Source organism: Pseudomonas sp. AAC (assembly GCF_000725445.1).
GTDB lineage: Bacteria > Pseudomonadota > Gammaproteobacteria > Pseudomonadales > Pseudomonadaceae > Pseudomonas > Pseudomonas citronellolis.
This window is the reverse complement of record NZ_KL647094.1, coordinates 345,953-366,918: the sequence shown is the minus strand read 5'-3', so window position 1 is coordinate 366,918 and position 20,966 is coordinate 345,953. Positions and strand designations below refer to the sequence as shown.

The following is a 20,966-nucleotide window of genomic DNA, read 5'->3' as shown; positions in this document are numbered from 1 at the left end:
GGATACCTGAGAGCGCTTTTTTGATTATCCGCTTATAGGCGGTCTCCCTAGACTCGGCGAAAAACAAGCCTATGCAGGAGGTCGCCGTGTCCCATTCCTTGCTCCGCCACTACATCGCCGGAGCTTTCGTAGCCAGCAGCCGCACCTTCGACAACGTCTCCCCGGTGGATGGCCGCGTCCTCGGCCAGGTCTGCGAGGCCGGCGAGGTGGAGGTCGATGCCGCGGTCAGCGCCGCCGCGCAGGCACAGAACGGCCCCTGGGCCAGCTACAGCGCCGCCCAGCGCGCCGAGCTGCTGGAACGCATCGCCGACGGCATCGAGCGGCGCTTCGAGGACTTCGTCGCCGCCGAGGTGGCCGACACCGGCCGCCCCGTGCACCAGGCCCGCAGCCTCGACGTGGCCCGTGGCGTGCAGAACTTTCGCACCTTCGCCGACCTGGTGCGCCAGGGCGGCAGCGAGTTCTTCGAGATGCGCACCGGCGACGGCAGCGACGTGTTCAGCTACACGGTGCGCAAGCCTCATGGCGTGGTGGCGATCATCTCGCCGTGGAACCTGCCGCTGCTGCTGCTCACCTGGAAGGTCGCGCCGGCCCTGGCCTGCGGCAACTCGGTGGTGGTCAAGCCCTCGGAAGACACGCCCTCCAGCGCCACCCTGCTGGCCGAGGTGATGCACGAGGTGGGCGTGCCCGCCGGGGCCTTCAACCTGGTCCACGGCTTCGGGCCGAACTCCGCCGGCGAGTTCCTCACCCGCCACCCGGAAGTCGACGCCATCACCTTCACCGGCGAGTCGCGCACCGGCTCGACCATCATGCGCGCCGCCGCCGAAGGCGTGCGCGAAGTCTCCTTCGAACTGGGCGGCAAGAACGCCGCGGTGGTCTTCGCCGACTGCGACTTCGACGCCGCCGTGGCCGGGGTGCTGCGTTCCAGCTTCACCAACTCCGGGCAGGTCTGCCTGTGCTCCGAGCGCGTCTACGTCGAGCGGCCGATCTACGAGCGCTTCGTCGCCGCGCTCAAGGCGGGCGCCGAGCAGCTGAAGATCGGCTACCCCGACGAAGACGGCGTGAACATGGGCTCGCTGATCTCCCACAAGCATCGCGACAAGGTGCTGGGTTACTTCCAGCTGGCCCGCGAGGAGGGCGCCACCGTGGTCAGCGGCGGCGGCGTGCCGAAGTTCGGCGATGCGCGCGACAACGGCGCCTTCGTCCAGCCGACCATCTGGACCGGCCTCGCCGACGACGCCCGCTGCATGCGCGAGGAAGTCTTCGGCCCGGTCTGCCACATCGCGCCCTTCGACAGCGACGAGGAAGTGCTGCGCCGCGTCAACGACTCCGCCTACGGCCTGGCCGCCTCGCTGTGGACCCGCGACCTGGGCCGTGCGCACCGCGTCTCGCGGCGCATCCACGTGGGCATGGTGTGGGTCAACACCTGGTTCCTGCGCGATTTGCGCACGCCCTTCGGCGGCGCCCGGCTGTCCGGCCTGGGCCGCGAGGGCGGCCGCCACTCGCTGGATTTCTATTCCGAACTCACCACCATCTGCGTCAACCCCTGAGGCCAGGAGAAGCCCATGCATCCAGCCATCGCCGAAGCCGCCGCGCGTCTGCGCCAGGCCCGTGAACAGGGCCAGCCGTGCGCGCCGGTGCGCGACCTCGTCCAGCAGGCCGCCAATGAACAAGGGGCTGCCGCCCTCGACCTGGCCTACGCCGTACAGCAACGCAACAACGTCGCCGACATCGCCGCCGGCTGGCGCCCGGTGGGCCACAAGATCGGCCTGACCTCTCGCGCCGTGCAGCGCCAGCTGGGCGTCGACCAACCGGACTTCGGCCGCCTGTTCGCCCAGATGGCCCGCGGCGACGGCCAGCCCATCGCCTGGACGGACTGCCAGCAGCCCAAGGTGGAGGCGGAAATCGCCCTGGTCCTGGAACACGACCTGTGCCACGAGCGCCACACCCTGGCCGACATCATCCGCGCCACCGCCTTCGCCCTGCCGGCCATCGAGGTCGTCGGCAGCCGCGTCGCCAACTGGGACATCAGCCTGCTCGACACCGTGGCGGACAACGCCTCCTCCGGGCTCTTCGTCCTCGGCAGCCGTCCGGTGCGCCTGGAGCGGCTGGACCTGGTGAACTGCGGCATGAGCCTGAGCCTGCGCGGCGAGCCGGTATCCGTCGGCGCCGGCGCCGCCTGCCTGGACAACCCGCTGAACGCCGCGCTCTGGCTGGCCGACACCATGGCCCGCCTGGGTGAGCCGCTGCGCGCCGGCGACGTGGTGCTCACCGGCGCCCTGGGGCCGATGGTGGCGGTGCGCCCGGGCGATGTATTCAGCGCCGAAATCCAGGGGTTGGGGCGCGTTACTGCGGCCTTCCAGGGCTAAGAGCCGAAAAAAGCGCTGAAGGCTGGAGGCTGAACGACAAGCGATCCCTGCCACGGCGGAGGTCGGTGCTCTTTCGTCCAGCCTCCAGCCTCCAGCGCTCTTAATCGAGCTCTTTGCTCTTGATCGAATGCTTTTCGAGGGGTGTTTATGAGTAAGAAGAGAAAAGCCGCCATCATCGGTTCCGGCAACATCGGCACCGACCTGATGATCAAGATCCTGCGCAACTCGCAGCATCTGGAAATGGCCGCCATGGTCGGTATCGACCCGGCCTCCGACGGTCTGGCCCGCGCCGCCCGCATGGGCGTGGCGACCACCCACGAGGGTGTCGAAGGGCTGGTGAAACTGCCGGTGTTCGCCGACATCGACTTCGTTTTCGATGCCACTTCCGCCAGCGCCCACGTGAAGAACGACGCCTTCCTGCTCGGCGTTAAGCCCGGGCTGCGGATAATCGACCTGACTCCGGCCGCGATTGGTCCCTATTGCGTGCCGGTGGTCAACCTGGAGCAGCACCTCACGGCCAGCAACGTGAACATGGTGACCTGCGGTGGGCAGGCGACCATTCCGATGGTGGCTGCCGTGTCCCGTGTGGCCAAGGTCCACTACGCGGAAATCATCGCTTCCATCGCGTCGAAATCCGCCGGCCCCGGCACCCGCGCCAATATCGACGAGTTCACCGAGACCACCTCGAAAGCCATCGAAGTGATCGGCGGCGCGGCGAAGGGCAAGGCGATCATCATCATGAACCCGGCGGAGCCGCCGCTGATCATGCGCGACACCGTGTACGTGCTGAGCGAAGCGGTGGACCCCTCCAAGGTCGAGGCCAGCATCGAGGAAATGGCCGCCGCCGTGCAGGCCTACGTCCCCGGCTATCGCCTGAAGCAGAAGGTCCAGTTCGACCTGGTGACCGACCTTAACATCCCCGGCCACGGCAGCTTCAGCGGCCTGAAAACCTCGGTGTTCCTCGAAGTGGAAGGCGCCGCCCACTACCTGCCGGCCTACGCCGGCAACCTCGACATCATGACCTCCGCCGCGCTGGCCACCGCCGAGCGCATGGCACAGGCAATGGAGGCTTCGGCATGAGCCAGAAACTCTATATCTCCGACGTGACGCTGCGTGACGGTATGCACGCGATCCGTCACCAGTACAGCCTGGAAGACGTGCGGGCCATCGCCGCCGCCCTCGACCTCGCCAAGGTGGACTCCATCGAAGTGGCTCACGGCGATGGCCTGCAAGGCTCGTCCTTCAACTATGGCTTTGGCGCCCACACCGATCTGGAATGGATCGAAGCGGCGGCGGACGTGGTGAAGCACGCGAAGATCGCCACGCTGCTGCTGCCGGGCATCGGCACCATCCACGACCTGAAGAACGCCTACAACGCCGGCGCTCGCGTGGTTCGCGTGGCGACGCACTGCACCGAGGCCGACGTCTCCAAGCAGCACATCGAATATGCCCGCGAGCTGGGCATGGACACCGTCGGCTTCCTGATGATGAGCCACATGCAGACGCCCGAAGGTCTCGCTCAGCAGGCGAAGCTGATGGAGAGCTACGGCGCCACCTGCATCTACGTGGTCGACTCCGGTGGCGCGATGAACATGGACGATATCCGCGCGCGCTTCCGCGCCGTGAAAGCGGTCCTGAAGCCCGAAACCGAAACCGGCATCCACGCCCACCACAACCTCAGCCTCGGTGTGGCGAATTCCATCGCCGCGGTGGAGGAGGGCTGCAACCGCATCGACGCCAGCCTGGCCGGCATGGGCGCGGGCGCCGGCAATGCGCCGCTGGAGGTGTTCATTGCCGCCGCCGACAAGCTCGGCTGGCACCACGGCACCGATCTCTACGCGCTGATGGATGCGGCGGATGACCTGGTGCGCCCGCTGCAGGACCGCCCGGTGCGCGTCGACCGCGAAACCCTCGCCCTGGGCTACGCAGGCGTCTACTCCAGCTTCCTGCGCCACGCCGAAGTGGCCTCGGCCAAGTACGGCATCAAGGCGGTGGACATCCTCGTCGAACTGGGCAAACGCCGCATGGTCGGCGGCCAGGAAGACATGATCGTCGACGTGGCCCTGGACCTGCTGGCCGCCCGCGCCTGACCTCGACCTCGACTGTAGGAGCAGGCCCTGCCTGCGATTCGCGCGCAGGGCGCGCTCCTACAGAGGAACGACGTGGCGGAGGCGCAGGAGAAACACCTCCGTAGGATGGGTTGAGCGAAGCGATACCCATCGCCATGCCCGATGGGTTTCGCAGGCTCAACCCATCCTACGAAAAGCCTAAATCGCAGGAGTAGTGCACATGAGCACCGACATCCCCCGCATCGCCCAGGCCCTCGACCAGGCCGCGCGGCATGCCGAACCGCTGGCGCAGTTCAGCGCCAGCACGCCCTTCAGCCTGGATGACGCCTACCGCATCCAGCGCGCTTCCATGCAGCGCCGCTACGACGACGGCGAGCGCAGCATCGGCGTCAAGCTGGGCTTCACCAGCCGCGCCAAGATGGTCCAGATGGGCGTCGACAGCCTGATCTGGGGCTGGCTCACCGACGCCATGCTGGAAGAGGACGGCGGCCTGGTCGACCTGGCCCGCTACATCCACCCGCGCGTCGAGCCGGAAGTCTGCTTCCTCACCCGCCGCGCCATCGATCGCCCGCTGACGCTGCTGGAAGCCGCCGACTACATCGAGGCCGTGGCCCCGGCGCTGGAGATCATCGACTCGCGCTACCAGGCCTTCAAGTTCAGCCTCGAGGACGTGGTGGCGGACAACTGCTCCTCCGCCGGCCTCACCGTCGGCCCCTGGTCGCGGGACTTCGGCGCCCTGGCCAATGCCGGCGTGGTGCTACGCCTGGACGGCCGCGTGGTCCAGGCCGGCTCCACCGCCGCCATCCTCGGCAACCCGCTGCGCAGCCTGGTGCAGGCCTCGCGCCTGCTGCACCAGGCGCAGATCGAACTGCCCGCCGGCAGCCTGGTGATGGCCGGCGCCGCCACCGCCGCCGAGGCGCTGCGCCCCGGCATGCACGTCAGCGTCGAAGTCCAGGGCCTGGGGCAGAGCAGTTTCAGCGTCCGCAACCCTCAAGGAGCAGCAGCATGAGCGAAACCAAATCCACCGTGGTCGCCGGCAAGGCCACCCCGCGCGGGCGCTTCCCGCACATCAAGCGCGCCGGTGATTTCCTCTTCGTCTCCGGCACCAGCTCGCGGCGCCCGGACAACAGCTTCGTCGGCGTCGAGGTGGATGCCATGGGCACCACCAACCTCGACATCCGCGCCCAGACCCGCGCGGTGATCGAGAACATCCGCGACATCCTCGCCAGCGAGGGCGCCAGTCTGGCGGACGTCGTGGAGATCAGCAGCTTCCTCGTCGATATGAACGACTTCGGCGGCTACAACCAGGTCTACGCCGAGTTCTTCGACGAGAACGGCCCGACCCGCACCACCGTGGCCGTGCACCAACTGCCGCACCCGCACCTGCGCATCGAGATCAAGGCGGTGGCCTACGCCCCCCGCACCCGTTGAACCGCTGGGAGACAACAACAATGGACAAGCACCACTTCAGCGCACCCTTCAATTTCAACCGCTGGCTCGACGAGCACGCCCACCTGCTCGAGCCGCCGGTGAACAACCAGCAGATCTGGCAGGGCAGCGACTACATGGTCACCGTGGTCGGCGGCCCCAACCAGCGCACCGACTTCCACGACGACCCGGTGGAAGAGTTCTTCTACCAGTTCAAGGGCAACGCCTACCTGAACATCTGGGACCGCGGCCGCTACGAGCGGGTGGACCTCAAGGAAGGCGACATCTACCTGATGGCCCCGCACGTCATCCATTCGCCGCAGCGCCCCGAGCCCGGCAGCCTGTGCCTGGTCATCGAGCACCGCCGCCCGGCGGGCCAGCACGATGCCCTGCAGTGGTCCTGCGCGCGCTGCGGCTGCCTGATCAAGCGCTACGAAATGCAGTTGCAGAGCATCGTCGCCGACCTGCCGCCGGTGTACGAGCAGTTCTACGCCACCTCCGACGAGGAACGCCGCTGCCACGAATGCGGCGAGATCCACCCCGGCCGCGACTGGCAGGCCTGGCACCAGACACTCAACGAGTTCCATCGCCCATGAAGATCGACATCCACTCGCACTTCTTCCCGCGCATCACCCAGGCCGAGGCCGCGCGCCTGCACCCGCAGAGCGCGCCCTGGCTGCACACCGAGGGCCGCCACGGGCAGATCATGCTCGGCGACAAGCCGTTCCGCCCGGTGCACGACGTGCTCTGGGACGCCCAGCGGCGCATCGAGCACCTGGACGAGCAGGGCCTGGACGCCCAGGTGATGTGCGCCACCCCGGTGATGTTCGGCTACGACCAGCCCATCGAGCGCGCCTTGCCCTGGGCGCAGTTGATGAACGACCGCGCCCTGGAGATGACCGCCATCGCCCCGGAGCGCCTCAAGGTGCTGGCCCAGGTGCCGCTGCAGGACATCGACGCCGCCTGCCGCGAAGCCAGCCGGGCCATGGCCTGCGGCCACGTCGGCGTGCAGATCGGCAACCACGTCGGCGAGCGCGACCTGAACGACTCCGGCCTGGAGATCTTCCTGCGCCACTGCGCCAACGAAGGCATCCCGCTGCTGGTGCACCCCTGGGACATGATGGGCCGCGAGCGCATGAAGAAGTGGATGCTGCCCTGGCTGGTGGCCATGCCGGCGGAAACCCAGCTGGGCATCCTCTCGCTGATCCTCTCCGGCGCCTTCGAGTGCCTGCCCGAGTCGCTGCGCATCTGCTTCGCCCACGGCGGCGGCGGCTTCGCCTTCCTGCTCGGCCGCGTGGACAACGCCTGGCGCCACCGCGACATCGTCCGCGAGGACTGCCCGCAGCTGCCGTCCAGCTACGTCAAGCGCTTCTTCGTCGACTCGGCGGTATTCGACCCCGGCGCGCTGCGCCTGCTGGTGGACGTGATGGGCGCCGACCGCGTGATGCTCGGCTCCGACTCGCCCTTCCCGCTGGGCGAACAGAGCATCGGTGCCGGCGTGCTGGAGCACCCGCAGCTCAGCGAGCAGGACAAGGCGCGCATCTGCGCCGGCAACGCCCAGGCTTTCTTCGGTCTTTGAAAGGGGATACGGCGGCGGCTTCCGACCCGGCGGCCGCGAGCCGGGCGGCGTGGCGAGCGCAGCGGCACTCAGCGGATCGAAGCCGCCGACTATGCGGATAGACCGGCAGGGCGCGGCGGCCGGTAATGGCTGGGCGTGCCGGGCCGGTACCGGCCAAGTGACCCATAACAACAATAGAAGGTAGAACACGATGAAAGCTCTGCGCATCCTGGGCGCCGTCGGCGCCGCCTTGCTGGCGCTGCATGGCGCCCCCGCCTCCGCGGCGGCGGAAGACAGCATCAAGGTGACCCTGCTGGGCACCGGGACCCCCATCCTCAACGTCAACCGCTTCGGCATGAGCACCCTGGTCGAGGCCGGCCCGCACAAACTGCTGTTCGACGCCGGGCGCGGCGCGGCCATCCGCCTGCACCAGTTGCAGGTGCCGCTGCGCGATATCGAGGCGGTGTTCATCACCCACCTGCACTCCGATCACCTCACCGGCCTGCCGGACCTGTACGCCACCGCGCCGCTGCCTACTGACGACGGCCGGCGCACCCAGGCCCTGCCGGTCTATGGGCCCAAGGGCATCGACAGCGTGGCGCGGGGCATCGAGCAGATGTTCAGCGAGAACAACCGCATCCGCGGCAAGGAGACCAACGCGCAGGCCGCGCGTATCGCCGACCAGGCCATAGCGGCGGACGGCGGCGTGGTCTTCGACAAAGAGGGGGTGAAGGTCACCGCGTTCCTGGTGGACCACGGCTACGTGAAGCCGGCCTACGGTTATCGCATCGACTATGCGGGGCGGTCGGTGGTGCTTTCCGGCGACACCACCTACGCCCCCAACCTGGTTAGCCAGGCCAAGGGCGTGGACCTGCTGGTGCACTCCCTGTCGATCGCCAGCCATCAGTTGGAAAAGGCCTACCCCGACTACGTGAAGCACTTCTACGACTACCTGGCCAACCCGGAGACGGTGGCGAAGGTGCTCAGCGAAACGCGCCCGCGCGATGCGGTGTTCTCGCACATCTCGCTGTACAGCCGCGGCGACATCGGCCGCGCTTCCGAAGAGGACATCCGTTCGCGCGTGGCCCAGGGCTACGACGGTTCCTTCGTCATCGGCCAGGACCTGATGGCCTTCGAGCTGACGCCCAAGGGCGTAGTGCGCGAGCCCTACGACGCCGCGTTGCGCCAGCGCGAACCGGTGAACTGACGATTCCGCTACCGACTCATTCCTGCCGCCGGGCTGCCGGTGGCAGGGGACGCTTTGCCTACAACAACGAGAAGAGTGCAAGCAGCATGAGCAATCACCCCAAACTGTCCCTGGCGGTGCTCGCCTCCGGCACCCTGGCGGCGCTGCCCCAGGTCGAGGCCGGCGAGGGCCTGGTCGAGGGCGCCAGCGCCACCCTGCAGGCGCGCAACTACTACTTCAGCCGCGACTATTCGGACATCGTCGGCGCCAGCCGGCAATCGAAGGCGGAGGAGTGGGCCCAGGGCTTCATCCTCGACTTCCGTTCCGGCTACACGGCGGGGCCCGTGGGCTTCGGCGTGGACGCCATAGGCCTGCTCGGCCTGAAGCTGGACAGCAGCCCGGACCGCGCCAACACCGGCCTGCTGCCGGTGGACGGCGACGACCGCGCGCCGGACGACTACAGCCGCCTGGGCGTGGCGCTGAAGGCGAAGGTCTCGCACAGCGAACTCAAGCTCGGCGAACTGCAGCCCAACCTGCCGGTGCTGCCGGCCAGCGACAACCGCCTGCTGCCGCCGACCTACCAGGGCGCCATGCTGGCCTCCGCGGAGATTCCCGGCCTGGCCCTGCAGGCGGGCCGGCTGAAGTCATACAGCATGCGCAACGAGGCCGGCACCAGCGACCTGCAGGCGATGGTCGGCGCGACGCCCTACCGCCAGGTGGAAAGCGACGCCTTCAACTTCGCAGGCGGCGACTACGACTTCAACGCCAAGCGCACCCGCGCCAGCCTGTGGTACGGCCAGTTGGAAGACATCTACCGCCAGGGCTTTGTCGGCCTCAAGCACAGCCAGAGCGTCGGCGACTGGGTGCTGGGCGGCAACCTCGGCTACTACGACGCCAACGAGGACGGCAAGCGCCTGCTCGGCAACCTGGACAACCGCGCCTTCTACGCGCTGCTCTCGGCCAGGCGCGGCGGGCACAGCTTCTACGTCGGCTACCAGGGCATGTTCGGCGACGACGGCTTCCCGCGGGTGTTCCCCAACGTCGCGCCGCTGGGCAACGAGGTGCCCACTTTCATGTTCGCCTCGGCCGACGAGCGTTCCTGGCAGGTGCGCCACGACTACGACTTCGCCGCCCTCGGCATCCCCGGCCTGAGTACCACGCTGCGCTACCTGCGCGGCAGCAACGTCGACACCGGCAGGGGCTTCGAGGGCCGCGACCGCGAGCGCGACCTGGAGCTGGCCTACACGCTGCAGGGCGGCCCGCTGGCCGGGCTGAACGTCCGCCTGCGCAACGCCGTGGCCCGCTCCAACTACCTCACCGACGTCGACGAGAACCGCCTGATCCTCAGTTACACCTGGAAGCTCTTCTGAGCCGGCCCACCCCCTAGCAACGAGAAGAACGCCATGAACAGACAAACCCTGCGCGTCAGCGACCTGATCGACAACAGTCCGCTGTCCGCCCTGCAGATCCGCGTGTTGCTGCTGTGCTTCCTGGTGGTGGTGCTCGACGGCTTCGACACCGCCGCCATCGGCTATATCGCCCCCGAGCTGATCCGCGACTGGGGCATCACCCGCGGCCAACTGGCCCCGGCCTTCGCCGCCGGGCTGTTCGGCATGCTGGTGGGCAGCGTCGGCTTCGGCCCGGTGGCCGACCGCAAGGGGCGCAAGTTCGTCCTGCTGCTCAGCCTGGGCATAGTCGCCCTGGGCACCCTGGCCTGCGCCCTGGCGCCGAACATCGAGGTGCTCACCGCGCTGCGCTTCTTCACCGGCCTGGGCCTGGGCGGCGTGCTGCCCAATGCCATCACCTTGAGTTCGGAATACTCGCCGGCGCGGCGGCGCATGCTGCTGGTGACCCTGAGCTATTCCGGCTTCACCCTGGGCCTGGCCCTGGGCGGCTGGGTGGCCGGCCTGCTGCTGCCGCTGGTGGGCTGGAAGGGCCTGCTGCTGTGCGGCGGCCTGACGCCGCTGGTGCTGTTGCCGGCGCTGGTCCTGGCGCTGCCGGAGTCCACCTGCTTCATGGCCGGCAGCCCGGCGCACGCCCAGCGGCTGCGGGCGATCCTCGGGCGCATCAGCGCTCGCCAGGACCTGGACGAAGTGACCCTGGTCGGCGACGTCGCCGCCGCGCAACAGCGCTCGCCGGCCTCGACCCTGTTCGCCGAGGGCCGGGCGCTGCGCACCCTGATGCTGTGGCTGACCTTCTTCTGCTGCCTGTTCGTTTTCTACCTGCTGACCAGCTGGCTGCCGACCATCCTCCGCGGCAGCGGCTACGGCACCCAGGAGACCTCGCACATCGCCGCGATGATCCCCTTCGGCGGGGTGATCGGCGGCATCGTCATGGCCCTGCTGATGGACCGTTTCGGCGCCCAGCGCCTGCTGCCGCCGCTGTGCCTGTGCGCCGCCGTGGCCCTGGCGCTGACCGGCACCCAGCTGGGCAACGGCCTGGCGCTGCTGCTGATGGTCTTCGCCGTGGGCTTCACCCTCACCGGCGCGCTGAACAACCTGAGCATCCTCGCCGCCACCCTGTACCCCACCCACGCCCGCGCCACCGGCGTGAGCTGGGCGCTGAGCGCCGGGCGCGCCGGCTCGATCATCGGTTCGCTGCTCGGCGCCTGGCTGTTCGAGGCCGCCGGTGGCCTGCAGGTGTTCTTCATCTGGCTCGCCGCGCCGGCGCTGCTGGCCAGCCTGGCGCTGTTCGTCATGGCCCTGCGCCGCGCACCGGGCGCCGCGCGGGGTGAACTCGCCTGAGGCGCCCGCGGCTGGCCGACAACGACAGGAAGGAGGGCCTCATCCCCATGCATACCTTGCTCAAGTGGCTGGCCGCTGCGCTGCTGGCCAGCGCATTACCCTTCGCCCAGGCCGCCGACGGCGGCCAGCGGCCCAACGTGCTGCTGATCGTCGCCGACGATCTGGGCTTTTCCGACATAGGCGCGCTGGGTGGCGAAATCGCCACCCCCAACCTCGACCGCCTGGCCCGCCAGGGCATGACCTTCCTCGACTTCCACGCCACGCCCAGTTGCTCCACCACGCGCTCGGCGCTGCTCTCGGGCAACGACCCGCACCTGGTCGGCGTCGGCATGATGGCCGAATGGCGTGGCCGCCTGCCACCTGCGCAGCGCGAACGCCTGCGCCCCGGCTACGAAGGTGTGCTGGCGGCCAGGGTGCCGACCCTCGCCGAGCTGCTGGGCGATGCCGGCTACCACACCTACATCGCCGGCAAGTGGCACCTGGGCAAGCAGCCGGAACTGCAGCCGCAAAAGCGGGGCTTCGAGGAGTCCTACGTGCTGCTCGAAGGCGGCGCGGCCAACTTCAAGCAGGCCAACATGGCGCTGCTGCCCAACTACAGCACCACCTACCTGCACGACGGCCAGGGCATCGAGCTGCCGGATGATTTCTATTCCAGCACCTGGTACACCGACTGCCTGATCGAGATGATCGACCGCCGCGCCGGCGACGGCCGGCCGTTCTTCGCCTTCGCCGCCTACACCGCGCCGCACTGGCCGCTGCAGGCGCCGGATGCCTACCTGGCGAAGTACCGCGGGCGCTACGACGCCGGCTACCAGGCCATCGCCGACCAGCGCCTGGCGCGCCAGCGCGAACTGGGGCTGATCCCCGAGGGCTATCCCTTGCAGGCGCAACTGGAAGGCGTGCCGGCCTGGTCCACGCTGAGCGAAGAGCAGCGGCGCCAGTCGGCGCGCACCATGGAGGTCTATGCGGCCATGGTCGAGGCCTTCGACGCCGAGGTCGGCCGTCTGCTCGACCACCTGCGCCGCAGCGGGCAACTGGACAACACCCTGGTGCTGTTCATGTCCGACAACGGCCCGGAAGGGCGCGACAGCATGGACGCCAGGTGGGTGGCGGAGCACTTCGACAACCACCTGGAAAACTATGGCCGGCGCGACTCCTTCCTGCTGCAGGGCAGCGCCTGGGCGCAGGTCAGCGCGTTGCCCGGGCGGCGCTACAAGATGACCACCTACCAGGGCGGCTACCGGGTGCCGCTGTTCGCCTACATGCCCCAGCGCATCGCCGCCGGGCGCACCACGCAGCTGGCGCGGGTGCACGACCTGCTGCCGACCCTGCTGGAGCTGGCCGGCGCCGAGCAGCCCGGGCCGCGCTACCGGGGCCGCGAGGTCATCCCGCCGCAGGGCCTGTCGATGCTGCCGCTGCTGTTCGGCCGCGACGCGCGCGTGCATGCCGCCGACGAGCCGCTGGGCTGGGAGCTCAATGGCAACGCCGCCCTGCGCAAGGGCTCGCTGAAGCTGCTCTACGACGTCAAGGACGCCCAGGCGCGCTGGCGCCTCTACGACCTCGCCACGGACCCGGGCGAGCGCCACGACCTGGCCGCGCAGCGGCCCCAGGCGCTGGCCGAACTGCTGCGCGACTGGCGCGCCTATGCCCAGCGCAACAACCTGCGCCTGGACGCGCAGGGCAGGCCGCTGGTGCCGCAGTTGCTGGAAGCCGCCAGCAGCCGATGAACCCCTTTGCAGGCCCGGTCATTACGGCCGGGCCACCTCCGTTGCCATTTCCGACATGAGGACCGCCCATGCCGATGCTCGCCCGCATCCCGAAGAAAACCACACCGTTCACCCCCAGGCCGGGCCTGCCGGCGCTCACCCGGGCCGGCGACGGCACGGCCTGCCTGTCGATGCGTGGTACTTTCCGTTTCTGAGCCGGATGTCGGGGTAGCCCATGAAGTCGAGTGTGGTATCGGTCGCGCGCAAGCTGAAGTTCTACCAGCTGGTGGTGCTCGACCAGGTGGTGCAGAGCGGTTCGCTGCTGCGCGCGGCGCAGGTGCTGAACCTGACCCAGCCGGCGGTGACCAAGGTCATCCACGAGCTGGAGTCGTACTTCGATGCGCCGCTGCTCGAACGCAGCAACCGCGGGGTGAAGGTCACCGAACTGGGCGAGCTGGTGCTGCGCCGGGCGCGCTCGATGCTCGCCGAGCTGCGGGCCCTGAGCGACGAGGTGGAGGCCTTCCGCGACGGCACTTCCGGGCACGTGGTGGTGGGTACCCTGATCTCCGCCTCCACCTCGCTGTTGCCGCGCGCCCTGCGCCTGCTCAAGAGCCGCGCGCCGCGGGTGCTGGTGTCGGTGCGCATCGGCCAGTTCGACCAGCTGTTCCCGGCCCTCATCGGCGGCGAGGTGGACCTGGTGGTGGGCCGCGTGCCGGACGACTGGCAGGCCCGCGGCGAGGCGCGGGCGCTGGGCGTGGACGTGCTCTACGACGAGCGCCTGTGCATCGTCGGCGGCCATGGCCACCCGCTGCATGCCGGCGGCGCGGTGAGCCTGGCCGAGCTGCACGCCTACCCCTGGGTGCTGCCGCCGCCCGGCTCGCTGCTGCGGCAGACGGTGGACCACCTGTTCGCCCAGGCCGGCCTGGCGCTGCCGGGTAATGTCATCGAGTCGCTGTCGGTGCTCACCAACGTCGCCCTGATGCAGGACCAGCAGACCGTCGGCCTGCTGCCCCTGGAAACCGCCCGGCAACTGGCCGATGGCGGCGGCGTCCGCGCCTTCGAGCTGGACATAGCGTTGCGCTTCGGCGACATCGGTTGCTTCCACCCCAGCGGCCGCGAACTGGGCCCGGCGGCGCGGCTGTTCCGCGAATGCCTGCGCGCCGCCAGCGAGGAGCTGGGCGAGGAAGGCTGAGGCCGCCGCTTTCGTAGGATGGGTTGAGCTTGCGAAACCCATGGGGCCGTGGTGATGGGTATCGCTTCGCTCAACGCCATCCTACGAAAAACCGTGCTTCCTGGAACTGTAGCGGGCCCTGCCCGCGATTTCGCGCGCAGGGCGCGCTCCTACCAAACAATGCAGGGCCGCGGTGTTTCGGGACAACGGCGGATAACCGCGAACGGTTATTCGCCCTACGCCCAGCCCACCCGCGGTGTTTGTGGGATCAATTGTTGCTCTGGGTGAATTTCTCCAGATACAGCCGGCCGTTCTCCAGGCCCTGCGCCTGCAACCATTCCTTCACCGACTCGACCATCGGCGGCGGGCCGCACAGGTACATGTCGAAGGGCACATCGCGCAGGGCCGCGGCGTCGAAGTGCTCGGTGACGTAGCCGCGCTTTCCATCCCAGCCGGCGTCATCGCTGATCACCGGGGTGAAGGCGAAGCCCGGGATGCGCTCGGCGTAGGCTGCGATGCGCTCCAGCTCGCAGAGGTCCGCCGCCTGGCGCACGCCGTAGTACAGGTGCACCGGCTGGCCGCAGCCGCCGGCCTCGGCCAGTTCGTCGAGCATGCCGAGGAAGGCCGACAGCCCGGTGCCGCCGGCCACCAGCAGCAGCGGGCGTTCGACGTGGCGCAGGTAGAAGGCGCCCAGCGGCGCCTCGAAGCGGATTTCGTCGCCCGGCTGGCAGCGCTCGCGGATGTAGTCGCTCATGGCGCCGTCGGGCAGCAGGCGGATGAGGAACTGCAGCTGGTTCTGCGCGTTGGGCCGGTTGGCGAAGGAGTAGGAGCGCACCGCGTCCGTGCCCGGCACGCGCAGGCGCGCGTACTGGCCGGGCAGGTAGTCCAGCGCCGGGCCTTCGACCTGCAGGCGCAGGATGGCGGTGCTCGCCGAGACCTGCTCGACGCCGCTGACCACGCCGCGGTGGCTGGCCGGGCCGGCGGCGCTGCACAGGCTGGAGTCGAAGTCGAAGTAGAACGCGGCGTCGGACTGCACGCGGGTCTGGCAGCTGAGGATCTTGCGCTGGGCCAGGTCCTCGGCGGAGAGGGTTTCCTCGTCGGCGTAGTCCATCGCGTAGCTGCCGGATTCGCAGCGGCCCATGCAGGTGCCGCAGACGCCTTCGCGGCAGTCCAGGGGGATCTTGATGCCGTTGCGCAGCGCCGCGTCGAGCAGGATTTCGTTGCCCTGCACGGGGAAGAACAGCGTCTTGCCGTCGGCGAAGCTGAAGGCGACCTTGTGGTTCATCGGGCCATCCTCACAGGTGGTAGAAGTCGAGCACCGAATCGATGCGGTCGTTGAGCAGCAGCACGTGCTTGCGGGCGATCAGCCAGCTCTCGCCATGGGGGCGCAGGCGGTAGGTGGCGTGGCCGAAGAACTGCCCGGGCGTCTCCAGGCGGTAGAACAGTGTGTGCCAGTTGGCCCGCACCTCCAGCTCGCCGCCGTCCAGTTCGCGGATGCGCACGTTGTCGATGCCATGCAGGGTGCGCGGCATGGGGATGGTCGAGGCGGCCTTGCCGGTGCGGATGCGGAACACCCGGTCCTCCAGGCCGGCGCGGCTGGGGTAGTAGATCAGCGACATGCCGCGCTTCGGGTCGGTGGTGTAGACGTGCTCGGAATCCCACTGCGGGACGTGGAACTCGCTGTCCTCGCTGAACATGTCGAGGTAGGCGTCCCAGTCCTGGGCGTCGCAGGCCTCGGCGTTGCGGTAGAGGAACTGTTCCACCCGGTATTGCAGTTGCGCGTTCATGCCTGCACCTCCTTGGGCTGCAGGGCCTTGCGTTCCAGGCCGTCGAGGAGGAAGCGCTGCCAGTGCTGGTGCTGGTTGACGTAGAGGCCTTCGTGGGTGATCTCGGTGCCGGTGAGCACCGGGGCGATGCCCAGCGTCTGGCTGTTCGGCGTCGGGCCCCCGACCCATTTGCCGTGGCCGCGGGAGATGTCGCTCCAGCGCTCCAGGCGGCCCTGGAAACCGCGCTGCTGCTCGCGGAATTCCACCAGGTCGTCCGGGGTGCCCATGCCGGAGACGTTGAAGAAGTCCTCGAACTGGCGGATGCGGTTCTCGCGGTCCTGGTCGGACTCGCCCTTCACGCCGATGCACTGGCTGATGACTTCGGTCCGGTTCCAGGCGATGGGGCGGACGATGCGCAGCTGCGAGCTGATCTGGTCCATGAAGAACAGGCTGGGGTAGATGTTCAGGTTGCGCAGGCGGTGCATCATCCACTCGGCCCTGGCCTGGCCGTGTTCCTCTACCAGGCGCGGCATCACGCTGGCGTAGCCGGGGCGCACGGCGGGGTTGGGCATGTCGCTGAACAGCACGCTGTGGCCGTTGCGGAAGCTGAACCAGCCGTCGTCGGTCTGCGCGTCGCCGGCGCCGAGCTTGCTGTAGTCCAGGGTGCCGCTGGCCGTGCCGTTCTCCACGTTGACCTGCTGGCGGTGCTGCACGGTGGCCACGTAGTTGTAGTGCACGGTGCTGACGTGATAGCCGTCCAGGCCGTTCTCGTTCTGCAGCTTCCAGTTGCCCTCGAAGGTGTAGGCGGAGCGGCCCGGCAGCACTTCCAGCTCGCCGGTGGGGGACTGCGCCACCATCATGTCGAAGAACACTTTCGCATCGCCGAGGAAGTCTTCCAGGCTGTCCGTGGCGCTCGCGTCCAGGCTGATAAAGACGAAGCCCCTGTAGCTGTCGATGCGCGCCTTCTTCAGGCCGCGGCTGGCCTTGTCGAAGTCCGCCGGGTATTCGCCGGGCGCCTTGATCTTCACCAGGCGCCCGTCGCTCTTGTAGCACCAGGCGTGGAAGGGGCAGGTGAAGGTGGACTGGTTGCCCTTGCACACCCGGGTGAGGGTGGAGCCGCGGTGCTGGCAGGCGTTGACCAGGGCGTTCAACTGGCCGCCGGCGTCGCGGGTGACGATCATCGGCTGGCGCCCGGCGCGCAGGGTGATGAAGTCGTTGGGATTGGGGATTTCGCTTTCGTGGCAGGCGTAGATCCACTGCTTCTCGAAGATCAGCTCCATCTCCAGGTCGAACAGTTCCGGCTCGGTGAACATGTCCCGGGCGATGCGGTACACCCCTTCGGCGGGGCGGAAATCCAGGCAGCCACGGATGTAGTCCTGCCACTGCGCAAGGCTCTTGCTTGGTGCGTTCATTGTTGTTGTCCCATCGGGCGGATCGGTGGCGCCATTTCACGGCCGGCGCGCCATGGCGGTCTATCCGCCCAGTGGGGGAAGGCGATCCGCAAAATTGGCGGCGGCGGGGTAACACCGCGGTGCGGGGGCTGGGTAGAAGCTGCCCAGCCGCGCTGCGCCGGGCGGCGGCGGAGGGGGCGGGTGGGGCGCCGGCGGGGTGCGAATGGTCCGGAAAATGGTCGAACACTATCCGCATACTGAGGCTTTGCCGACGATCCGTGGCCCGCGGGTACGCGTCTTGCTGCACACTGGGCGCAAGCGCCGTCAGAGCCGCCCCGAACAAGCCGTGAGTGCCCAGCGATGAATCCGAAGAACCCCGGTCACTTCCGTGACATCCACGCCGATCGCCTCGACCTTGCCGCCGCCCGCAACTGGATGTCGGCCATCTGCGGGCCCCACCGCCTGCACGCCGGCCACCCCGAGGCGGTGCGCTTCCAGCACAGCGGCAGCGTGCTCAAGGGCATGTCCACCACCCTGGGCTGCATCGAGTACGGCACCGAGGTGACCATCGGCATCGTCGAGACCGAGTGCTTCAACAGCTACAGCCTGAGCCTGCCGCTGGTGGGCGAGCAGGAGCTGAGCGTGGCCGGGCGCTACCTGCAGTCGAACCCGCAGCGCGGGGTGATCGTCTCGCCCAACCAGAGCCAGGAGCTGAACATCACCGGCGACTGCCGCAAGCTGCAGGTGGTGATTCCGCTGCTGGCCATGCGCCGGACCCTGGAGGAAATGCTCCAGCGCCCGGCCGAGCAGCCCCTGGTGTTCGAGCCGGAGATGGACGCCCATGACGGCGCGGCGGCCGCCTGGTGGCGCATGGTCCGCCACCTGAACGAGGAGATGGCGCTGAGCGAGCTGTTCGGCCAGGCCTTCTTCAGCCGCGACCTGGAGCGCGCGCTGCTCAAGGGGCTGATCCTCGCCCAGCCGAACAACTACAGCGAGGCGCTGCGCCGCTGCCTGGCCGAGAAGGTGCCGCACTACCTGCTGCGCGCCCGCGAGCACATCCATGCCCATGCGCGCGAGGCCCTGTGCCTGGATGACCTGGAGGCGGCGGCCGGGGTATCGCGGTTCAAGCTGTTCGAGGGGTTTCGCAAGTACTTTGGCAGTGCGCCCATGACCTATCTGAAGCATTACCGGCTGCATGGGGTGCGCGAGGACATTCTTGCGGGCGGGGCGCGCAGCATTTCCGAGATCGCGATGGGGTGGGGCTTTGCTCACCTGGGGCGTTTTGCGGGGGATTACCGCAAGTTGTTCGGGGAGACGCCCAGTGCAACGCAGCAGCGGTTGCAGAGGCTTGGTGGGAGAGGCGTGTAGGAGGGGCTTGCTCGCGAATGGTGCTTACCGGTTACTCCGGCGCCTGGGGTAACTCCGCTCTCTCTCCCCAGCCCTCGGCTGCGCGCCCCGCCCTGAAGGGAGAGGGGGCCGTTCGGTGTGCTCTGGTAGTCAGGCTTAAGCCGGAAACTGCAGGAGTGCGCTGATGCTTCGATTGGCAGAGGACAGTCCCCTCTCCCTTCAGGGAGAGGGCGCTCTTCGGCATTACGCCACTGCTTTCGCAAGCCACCCAATAAAAAACCGGCCCCAAAGGCCGGTTTCTTCACCACACCACCCGAACTCAGCGGTACTCGCAGAGGTAAGCAGTCTCCACCGCAACCTTCAGCTGGAACTTGCTGTTCCCCGGCACGGTGAACTGGCTGCCGGCGGCGAAGGTTTCCCACTCGTCGCTGCCCGGCAGCTTGACGGTCAGGGCGCCGGCGACCACGTGCATGATCTCCAGCTGGGCGGTGCCGAATTCGTACTCGCCGGGGGCCATCACGCCGATGGTGGCCGGGCCCTCGGTCATGCCGAAGGCGATGGATTTGACGGTGCCGTCGAAGTACTCGTTGACCTTGAACATGGGGCTGCTCCTGCAACAGGGGGTAGGGAGGGCGAAAAAAGGAGCGCCAGTATGCCCAAGGCGATGGGCAGCGTCACTACGCGGCCGTCACAGCGCCAGCGGCAGCAGCCGGGCGGTGTTGCGCGCGTCTTCCAGGGCGCGGTGCTGCTGGCCCTGGAAGTGCAGCCCGGCCAGTTGCAGCGCGGTGTTCAGGCCCACCGGGCGCTTGAGCTGGCGGGCCTGGGCGAAGCGCTGCTTGAGGTTCAGGTGCGGCACCTGGCTGAGGTGGCTGTCGATGTGCTGCTGGCGCCATTCCAGTTCCAGCTGGCGGCGGTCGTAGTCGCCCCAGCTGGCCCAGCCGGCCAGGCGCGGGCTGTGCTGCGCGAGCCAGCGCTCGAACTGCGGCCAGACCTCGGTGAGCGGTGCGGCGCCGTCGACGTCGGCCTGGCTGATGTGGGTGAGTTCACGGCAGAAGCTGGTCAGCAGCGGGCGGCGCTGTGGCCGCACGAAGCGCTGGAAGTGGTCCAGCTCGCGGCCGTCGGCGGCGGCCACGAGGCTCGCGCCGATCTCGATGATCTCCATTTCCTCGACCGGCCAGCCGCCTTCCTCGGTGGTGGCTTCCAGGTCGATCACCAGCCAGTGGGGCATAGGGCCTGCTCGTGCGCTGAAGTGGGACGGTCCGGACCGCGTGCGCGGTGCCTGGCATGCAGTATGGAAGGCCTTTCGGGGCTCGGCAAACCGCTGCTAGGCTAGCCCGATCGACAACAGGGGAACCGAGCCATGGCGAAAGTCGCGTTCATCGGCCTGGGCGTCATGGGCTATCCCATGGCCGGGCATCTGCAGGCCAAGGGGCATGAGGTCTGCGTCTACAACCGTACCCCGGCGCGCGCCGCGCAGTGGGTCGCCGAGCACGGCGGCAGCAGTGCGCCCACGCCGCGCGAGGCTGCGGCGCAGGCGGAATTCGTGATGTGCTGCGTGGGCAACGACGACGACCTGCGCAGCGTGGTGCTGGGGCCGGACGGCGCCCTCGCCGGGATGCAGCCGGGCAGCGTGTTCGTCGACCACACCACGGCCTCGGCGGCGGTGGCCCGGGAGCTGGCGGTGCAGGCCGCCGAGCGCGAGCTGGGCTTCCTCGATGCGCCGGTGTCCGGCGGCCAGGCCGGCGCCGAGAATGGCGTGCTGACGGTGATGGTGGGCGGCGAGGAGGTCTTCTACCGGCGCGCCGAGCCGCTGATCGCCGCCTATGCGCGGATGGTCCGGCTGATGGGCCACAGCGGCGCCGGGCAACTGACCAAGATGGTCAACCAGATCTGCATCGGCGGCCTGCTCCAGGGCTTGTCCGAGGCCCTGCATTTCGCCCAGTGCGCGGGGCTGGACGGCGAGGCCGCCATCGAGGTCATCAGCAAGGGCGCGGCGCAGTCCTGGCAGATGGAGAACCGCCACAAGAGCATGCTGGAAGGGCGCTTCGACTTCGGCTTCGCCGTGGACTGGATGCGCAAGGACTTCGGCATCGTGCTCGACGAGGCGCGGCACAACGGCGCGCAATTGCCGGTGACGGCGCTGGTCGACCAGTTCTATGCCGAGGTGCAGGCCGCCGGCGGCGGGCGCTGGGACACTTCCAGCCTGATCACCCGGCTGAAGCCGCGCGGGTGAA

At 68.6% G+C, this 20,966-nt stretch carries 21 protein-coding genes; 16 read left to right on the top strand and 5 right to left on the bottom strand.

The window, feature by feature from the left end; translation table 11 throughout:
• Nucleotides 1-86: 86 nt before the first annotated feature.
• The 14 genes from FG99_RS01375 (at nt 87) to FG99_RS01315 (ending at nt 14,249) form a co-directional block, all read left to right on the top strand.
• The gene (locus FG99_RS01375) at nt 87-1,547 is read left to right on the top strand and encodes a 2-hydroxymuconic semialdehyde dehydrogenase (RefSeq protein ID WP_371263851.1); all 1,461 of its coding nucleotides are present in this window, start codon (nt 87-89) and stop codon (nt 1,545-1,547) included.
• Between the two features lie 15 nt (nt 1,548-1,562).
• Nucleotides 1,563-2,366 (top strand): 2-keto-4-pentenoate hydratase, encoded by an 804-nt coding sequence (locus FG99_RS01370; protein WP_043266766.1) that lies wholly within the window; start codon nt 1,563-1,565, stop codon nt 2,364-2,366.
• 147 nt (nt 2,367-2,513) lie between these two features.
• Nucleotides 2,514-3,446: an acetaldehyde dehydrogenase (acetylating) gene (locus FG99_RS01365; RefSeq protein WP_043266764.1), complete on the top strand. Its 933-nt coding sequence runs from the start codon at nt 2,514-2,516 to the stop codon at nt 3,444-3,446.
• Nucleotides 3,443-4,456, top strand: a complete 1,014-nt coding sequence (mhpE, locus tag FG99_RS01360; RefSeq protein ID WP_009619332.1) for a 4-hydroxy-2-oxovalerate aldolase — start codon at nt 3,443-3,445, stop codon at nt 4,454-4,456. The genes FG99_RS01365 and mhpE overlap by 4 nt, the downstream gene beginning before the upstream one ends.
• A gap of 199 nt (nt 4,457-4,655) precedes the next feature.
• Nucleotides 4,656-5,444 carry a 2-keto-4-pentenoate hydratase gene (locus tag FG99_RS01355; RefSeq protein WP_009619334.1) on the top strand — a complete coding sequence of 263 codons (789 nt, stop codon included), beginning with the start codon at nt 4,656-4,658 and terminating at the stop codon, nt 5,442-5,444.
• Complete coding sequence (locus FG99_RS01350; RefSeq protein ID WP_043266762.1) at nt 5,441-5,866, top strand: RidA family protein; 426 nt, start codon at nt 5,441-5,443, stop codon at nt 5,864-5,866. Before FG99_RS01355 ends, FG99_RS01350 begins: the two co-directional genes overlap by 4 nt.
• A gap of 20 nt (nt 5,867-5,886) precedes the next feature.
• On the top strand, nt 5,887-6,459 hold the full coding sequence (locus FG99_RS01345) for a 3-hydroxyanthranilate 3,4-dioxygenase (protein WP_043266760.1): 573 nt from the start codon (nt 5,887-5,889) through the stop codon (nt 6,457-6,459).
• Entirely contained in the window at nt 6,456-7,442 is a 987-nt protein-coding gene (locus tag FG99_RS01340) for an amidohydrolase family protein (protein ID WP_043266758.1), read from the top strand. Before FG99_RS01345 ends, FG99_RS01340 begins: the two co-directional genes overlap by 4 nt.
• A gap of 190 nt (nt 7,443-7,632) precedes the next feature.
• The gene (locus tag FG99_RS01335; protein WP_051878337.1) at nt 7,633-8,628 is read left to right on the top strand and encodes an MBL fold metallo-hydrolase; all 996 of its coding nucleotides are present in this window, start codon (nt 7,633-7,635) and stop codon (nt 8,626-8,628) included.
• An 86-nt stretch (nt 8,629-8,714) separates the two neighbouring features.
• Nucleotides 8,715-9,977 (top strand): OprD family porin, encoded by a 1,263-nt coding sequence (locus tag FG99_RS01330; protein ID WP_043266756.1) that lies wholly within the window; start codon nt 8,715-8,717, stop codon nt 9,975-9,977.
• A 33-nt stretch (nt 9,978-10,010) separates the two neighbouring features.
• The gene (locus tag FG99_RS01325) at nt 10,011-11,351 is read left to right on the top strand and encodes an MFS transporter (protein WP_043266754.1); all 1,341 of its coding nucleotides are present in this window, start codon (nt 10,011-10,013) and stop codon (nt 11,349-11,351) included.
• 47 nt (nt 11,352-11,398) lie between these two features.
• A complete protein-coding gene (locus tag FG99_RS01320; RefSeq protein ID WP_043266752.1) occupies nt 11,399-13,078 on the top strand; it encodes an arylsulfatase in 1,680 nt (559 codons plus the stop codon).
• Nucleotides 13,079-13,146: 68 nt separating this feature from the next.
• Nucleotides 13,147-13,272, top strand: coding sequence for a hypothetical protein (locus FG99_RS32705; protein ID WP_255314656.1), 126 nt, complete (start codon nt 13,147-13,149; stop codon nt 13,270-13,272).
• A 20-nt stretch (nt 13,273-13,292) separates the two neighbouring features.
• A complete protein-coding gene (locus FG99_RS01315; RefSeq protein ID WP_043266750.1) occupies nt 13,293-14,249 on the top strand; it encodes a LysR substrate-binding domain-containing protein in 957 nt (318 codons plus the stop codon).
• A gap of 247 nt (nt 14,250-14,496) precedes the next feature.
• On the opposite strand, the gene antC is transcribed toward FG99_RS01315, so the two are convergent.
• From antC to antA, 3 genes are read right to left on the bottom strand one after another with little or no spacing between them, the layout of a single operon-like run.
• Complete coding sequence (gene antC, locus FG99_RS01310; protein ID WP_043266748.1) at nt 14,497-15,513, bottom strand: anthranilate 1,2-dioxygenase electron transfer component AntC; 1,017 nt, start codon at nt 15,511-15,513, stop codon at nt 14,497-14,499.
• 10 nt (nt 15,514-15,523) lie between these two features.
• Nucleotides 15,524-16,015: an anthranilate 1,2-dioxygenase small subunit gene (gene antB, locus FG99_RS01305; protein WP_009619357.1), complete on the bottom strand. Its 492-nt coding sequence runs from the start codon at nt 16,013-16,015 to the stop codon at nt 15,524-15,526.
• A complete protein-coding gene (antA, locus tag FG99_RS01300) occupies nt 16,012-17,406 on the bottom strand; it encodes an anthranilate 1,2-dioxygenase large subunit (protein ID WP_043266746.1) in 1,395 nt (464 codons plus the stop codon). Before antA ends, antB begins: the two co-directional genes overlap by 4 nt.
• Before the next feature lie 339 nt (nt 17,407-17,745).
• On the opposite strand from antA, the gene FG99_RS01295 reads away from it, so the two are divergent.
• Nucleotides 17,746-18,753 (top strand): AraC family transcriptional regulator, encoded by a 1,008-nt coding sequence (locus tag FG99_RS01295; protein ID WP_043266744.1) that lies wholly within the window; start codon nt 17,746-17,748, stop codon nt 18,751-18,753.
• A gap of 298 nt (nt 18,754-19,051) precedes the next feature.
• On the opposite strand, the gene FG99_RS01290 is transcribed toward FG99_RS01295, so the two are convergent.
• Together FG99_RS01290 and FG99_RS01285 are read right to left on the bottom strand one after the other, a co-directional pair.
• A complete protein-coding gene (locus FG99_RS01290; protein ID WP_043266742.1) occupies nt 19,052-19,333 on the bottom strand; it encodes a pyrimidine/purine nucleoside phosphorylase in 282 nt (93 codons plus the stop codon).
• A gap of 87 nt (nt 19,334-19,420) precedes the next feature.
• Nucleotides 19,421-19,960 carry a 3'-5' exonuclease gene (locus FG99_RS01285; protein WP_009619365.1) on the bottom strand — a complete coding sequence of 180 codons (540 nt, stop codon included), beginning with the start codon at nt 19,958-19,960 and terminating at the stop codon, nt 19,421-19,423.
• Nucleotides 19,961-20,092: 132 nt separating this feature from the next.
• On the opposite strand from FG99_RS01285, the gene FG99_RS01280 reads away from it, so the two are divergent.
• Nucleotides 20,093-20,965: an NAD(P)-dependent oxidoreductase gene (locus FG99_RS01280; protein WP_043266741.1), complete on the top strand. Its 873-nt coding sequence runs from the start codon at nt 20,093-20,095 to the stop codon at nt 20,963-20,965.
• Nucleotide 20,966 lies beyond the last annotated feature (1 nt).

Bases quoted from the DNA above. Each gene is read 5' to 3' on its own strand.
- FG99_RS01340 (WP_043266758.1), top strand. From the start codon at position 6,456: ATGAAGATCGACATCCACTCGCACTTCTTCCCGCGCATCACCCAGGCC.
- FG99_RS01290 (WP_043266742.1), bottom strand. From the start codon at position 19,333: ATGTTCAAGGTCAACGAGTACTTCGACGGCACCGTCAAATCCATCGCC.
- FG99_RS01355 (WP_009619334.1), top strand. From the start codon at position 4,656: ATGAGCACCGACATCCCCCGCATCGCCCAGGCCCTCGACCAGGCCGCG.
- FG99_RS01325 (WP_043266754.1), top strand. From the start codon at position 10,011: ATGAACAGACAAACCCTGCGCGTCAGCGACCTGATCGACAACAGTCCG.
- FG99_RS32705 (WP_255314656.1), top strand. From the start codon at position 13,147: ATGCCGATGCTCGCCCGCATCCCGAAGAAAACCACACCGTTCACCCCC.
- mhpE (WP_009619332.1), top strand. From the start codon at position 3,443: ATGAGCCAGAAACTCTATATCTCCGACGTGACGCTGCGTGACGGTATG.
- antB (WP_009619357.1), bottom strand. From the start codon at position 16,015: ATGAACGCGCAACTGCAATACCGGGTGGAACAGTTCCTCTACCGCAAC.
- FG99_RS01345 (WP_043266760.1), top strand. From the start codon at position 5,887: ATGGACAAGCACCACTTCAGCGCACCCTTCAATTTCAACCGCTGGCTC.
- FG99_RS01365 (WP_043266764.1), top strand. From the start codon at position 2,514: ATGAGTAAGAAGAGAAAAGCCGCCATCATCGGTTCCGGCAACATCGGC.
- FG99_RS01370 (WP_043266766.1), top strand. From the start codon at position 1,563: ATGCATCCAGCCATCGCCGAAGCCGCCGCGCGTCTGCGCCAGGCCCGT.
- FG99_RS01320 (WP_043266752.1), top strand. From the start codon at position 11,399: ATGCATACCTTGCTCAAGTGGCTGGCCGCTGCGCTGCTGGCCAGCGCA.
- antA (WP_043266746.1), bottom strand. From the start codon at position 17,406: ATGAACGCACCAAGCAAGAGCCTTGCGCAGTGGCAGGACTACATCCGT.
- FG99_RS01280 (WP_043266741.1), top strand. From the start codon at position 20,093: ATGGCGAAAGTCGCGTTCATCGGCCTGGGCGTCATGGGCTATCCCATG.
- antC (WP_043266748.1), bottom strand. From the start codon at position 15,513: ATGAACCACAAGGTCGCCTTCAGCTTCGCCGACGGCAAGACGCTGTTC.
- FG99_RS01295 (WP_043266744.1), top strand. From the start codon at position 17,746: ATGAATCCGAAGAACCCCGGTCACTTCCGTGACATCCACGCCGATCGC.
- FG99_RS01285 (WP_009619365.1), bottom strand. From the start codon at position 19,960: ATGCCCCACTGGCTGGTGATCGACCTGGAAGCCACCACCGAGGAAGGC.
- FG99_RS01335 (WP_051878337.1), top strand. From the start codon at position 7,633: ATGAAAGCTCTGCGCATCCTGGGCGCCGTCGGCGCCGCCTTGCTGGCG.
- FG99_RS01315 (WP_043266750.1), top strand. From the start codon at position 13,293: ATGAAGTCGAGTGTGGTATCGGTCGCGCGCAAGCTGAAGTTCTACCAG.
- FG99_RS01330 (WP_043266756.1), top strand. From the start codon at position 8,715: ATGAGCAATCACCCCAAACTGTCCCTGGCGGTGCTCGCCTCCGGCACC.
- FG99_RS01350 (WP_043266762.1), top strand. From the start codon at position 5,441: ATGAGCGAAACCAAATCCACCGTGGTCGCCGGCAAGGCCACCCCGCGC.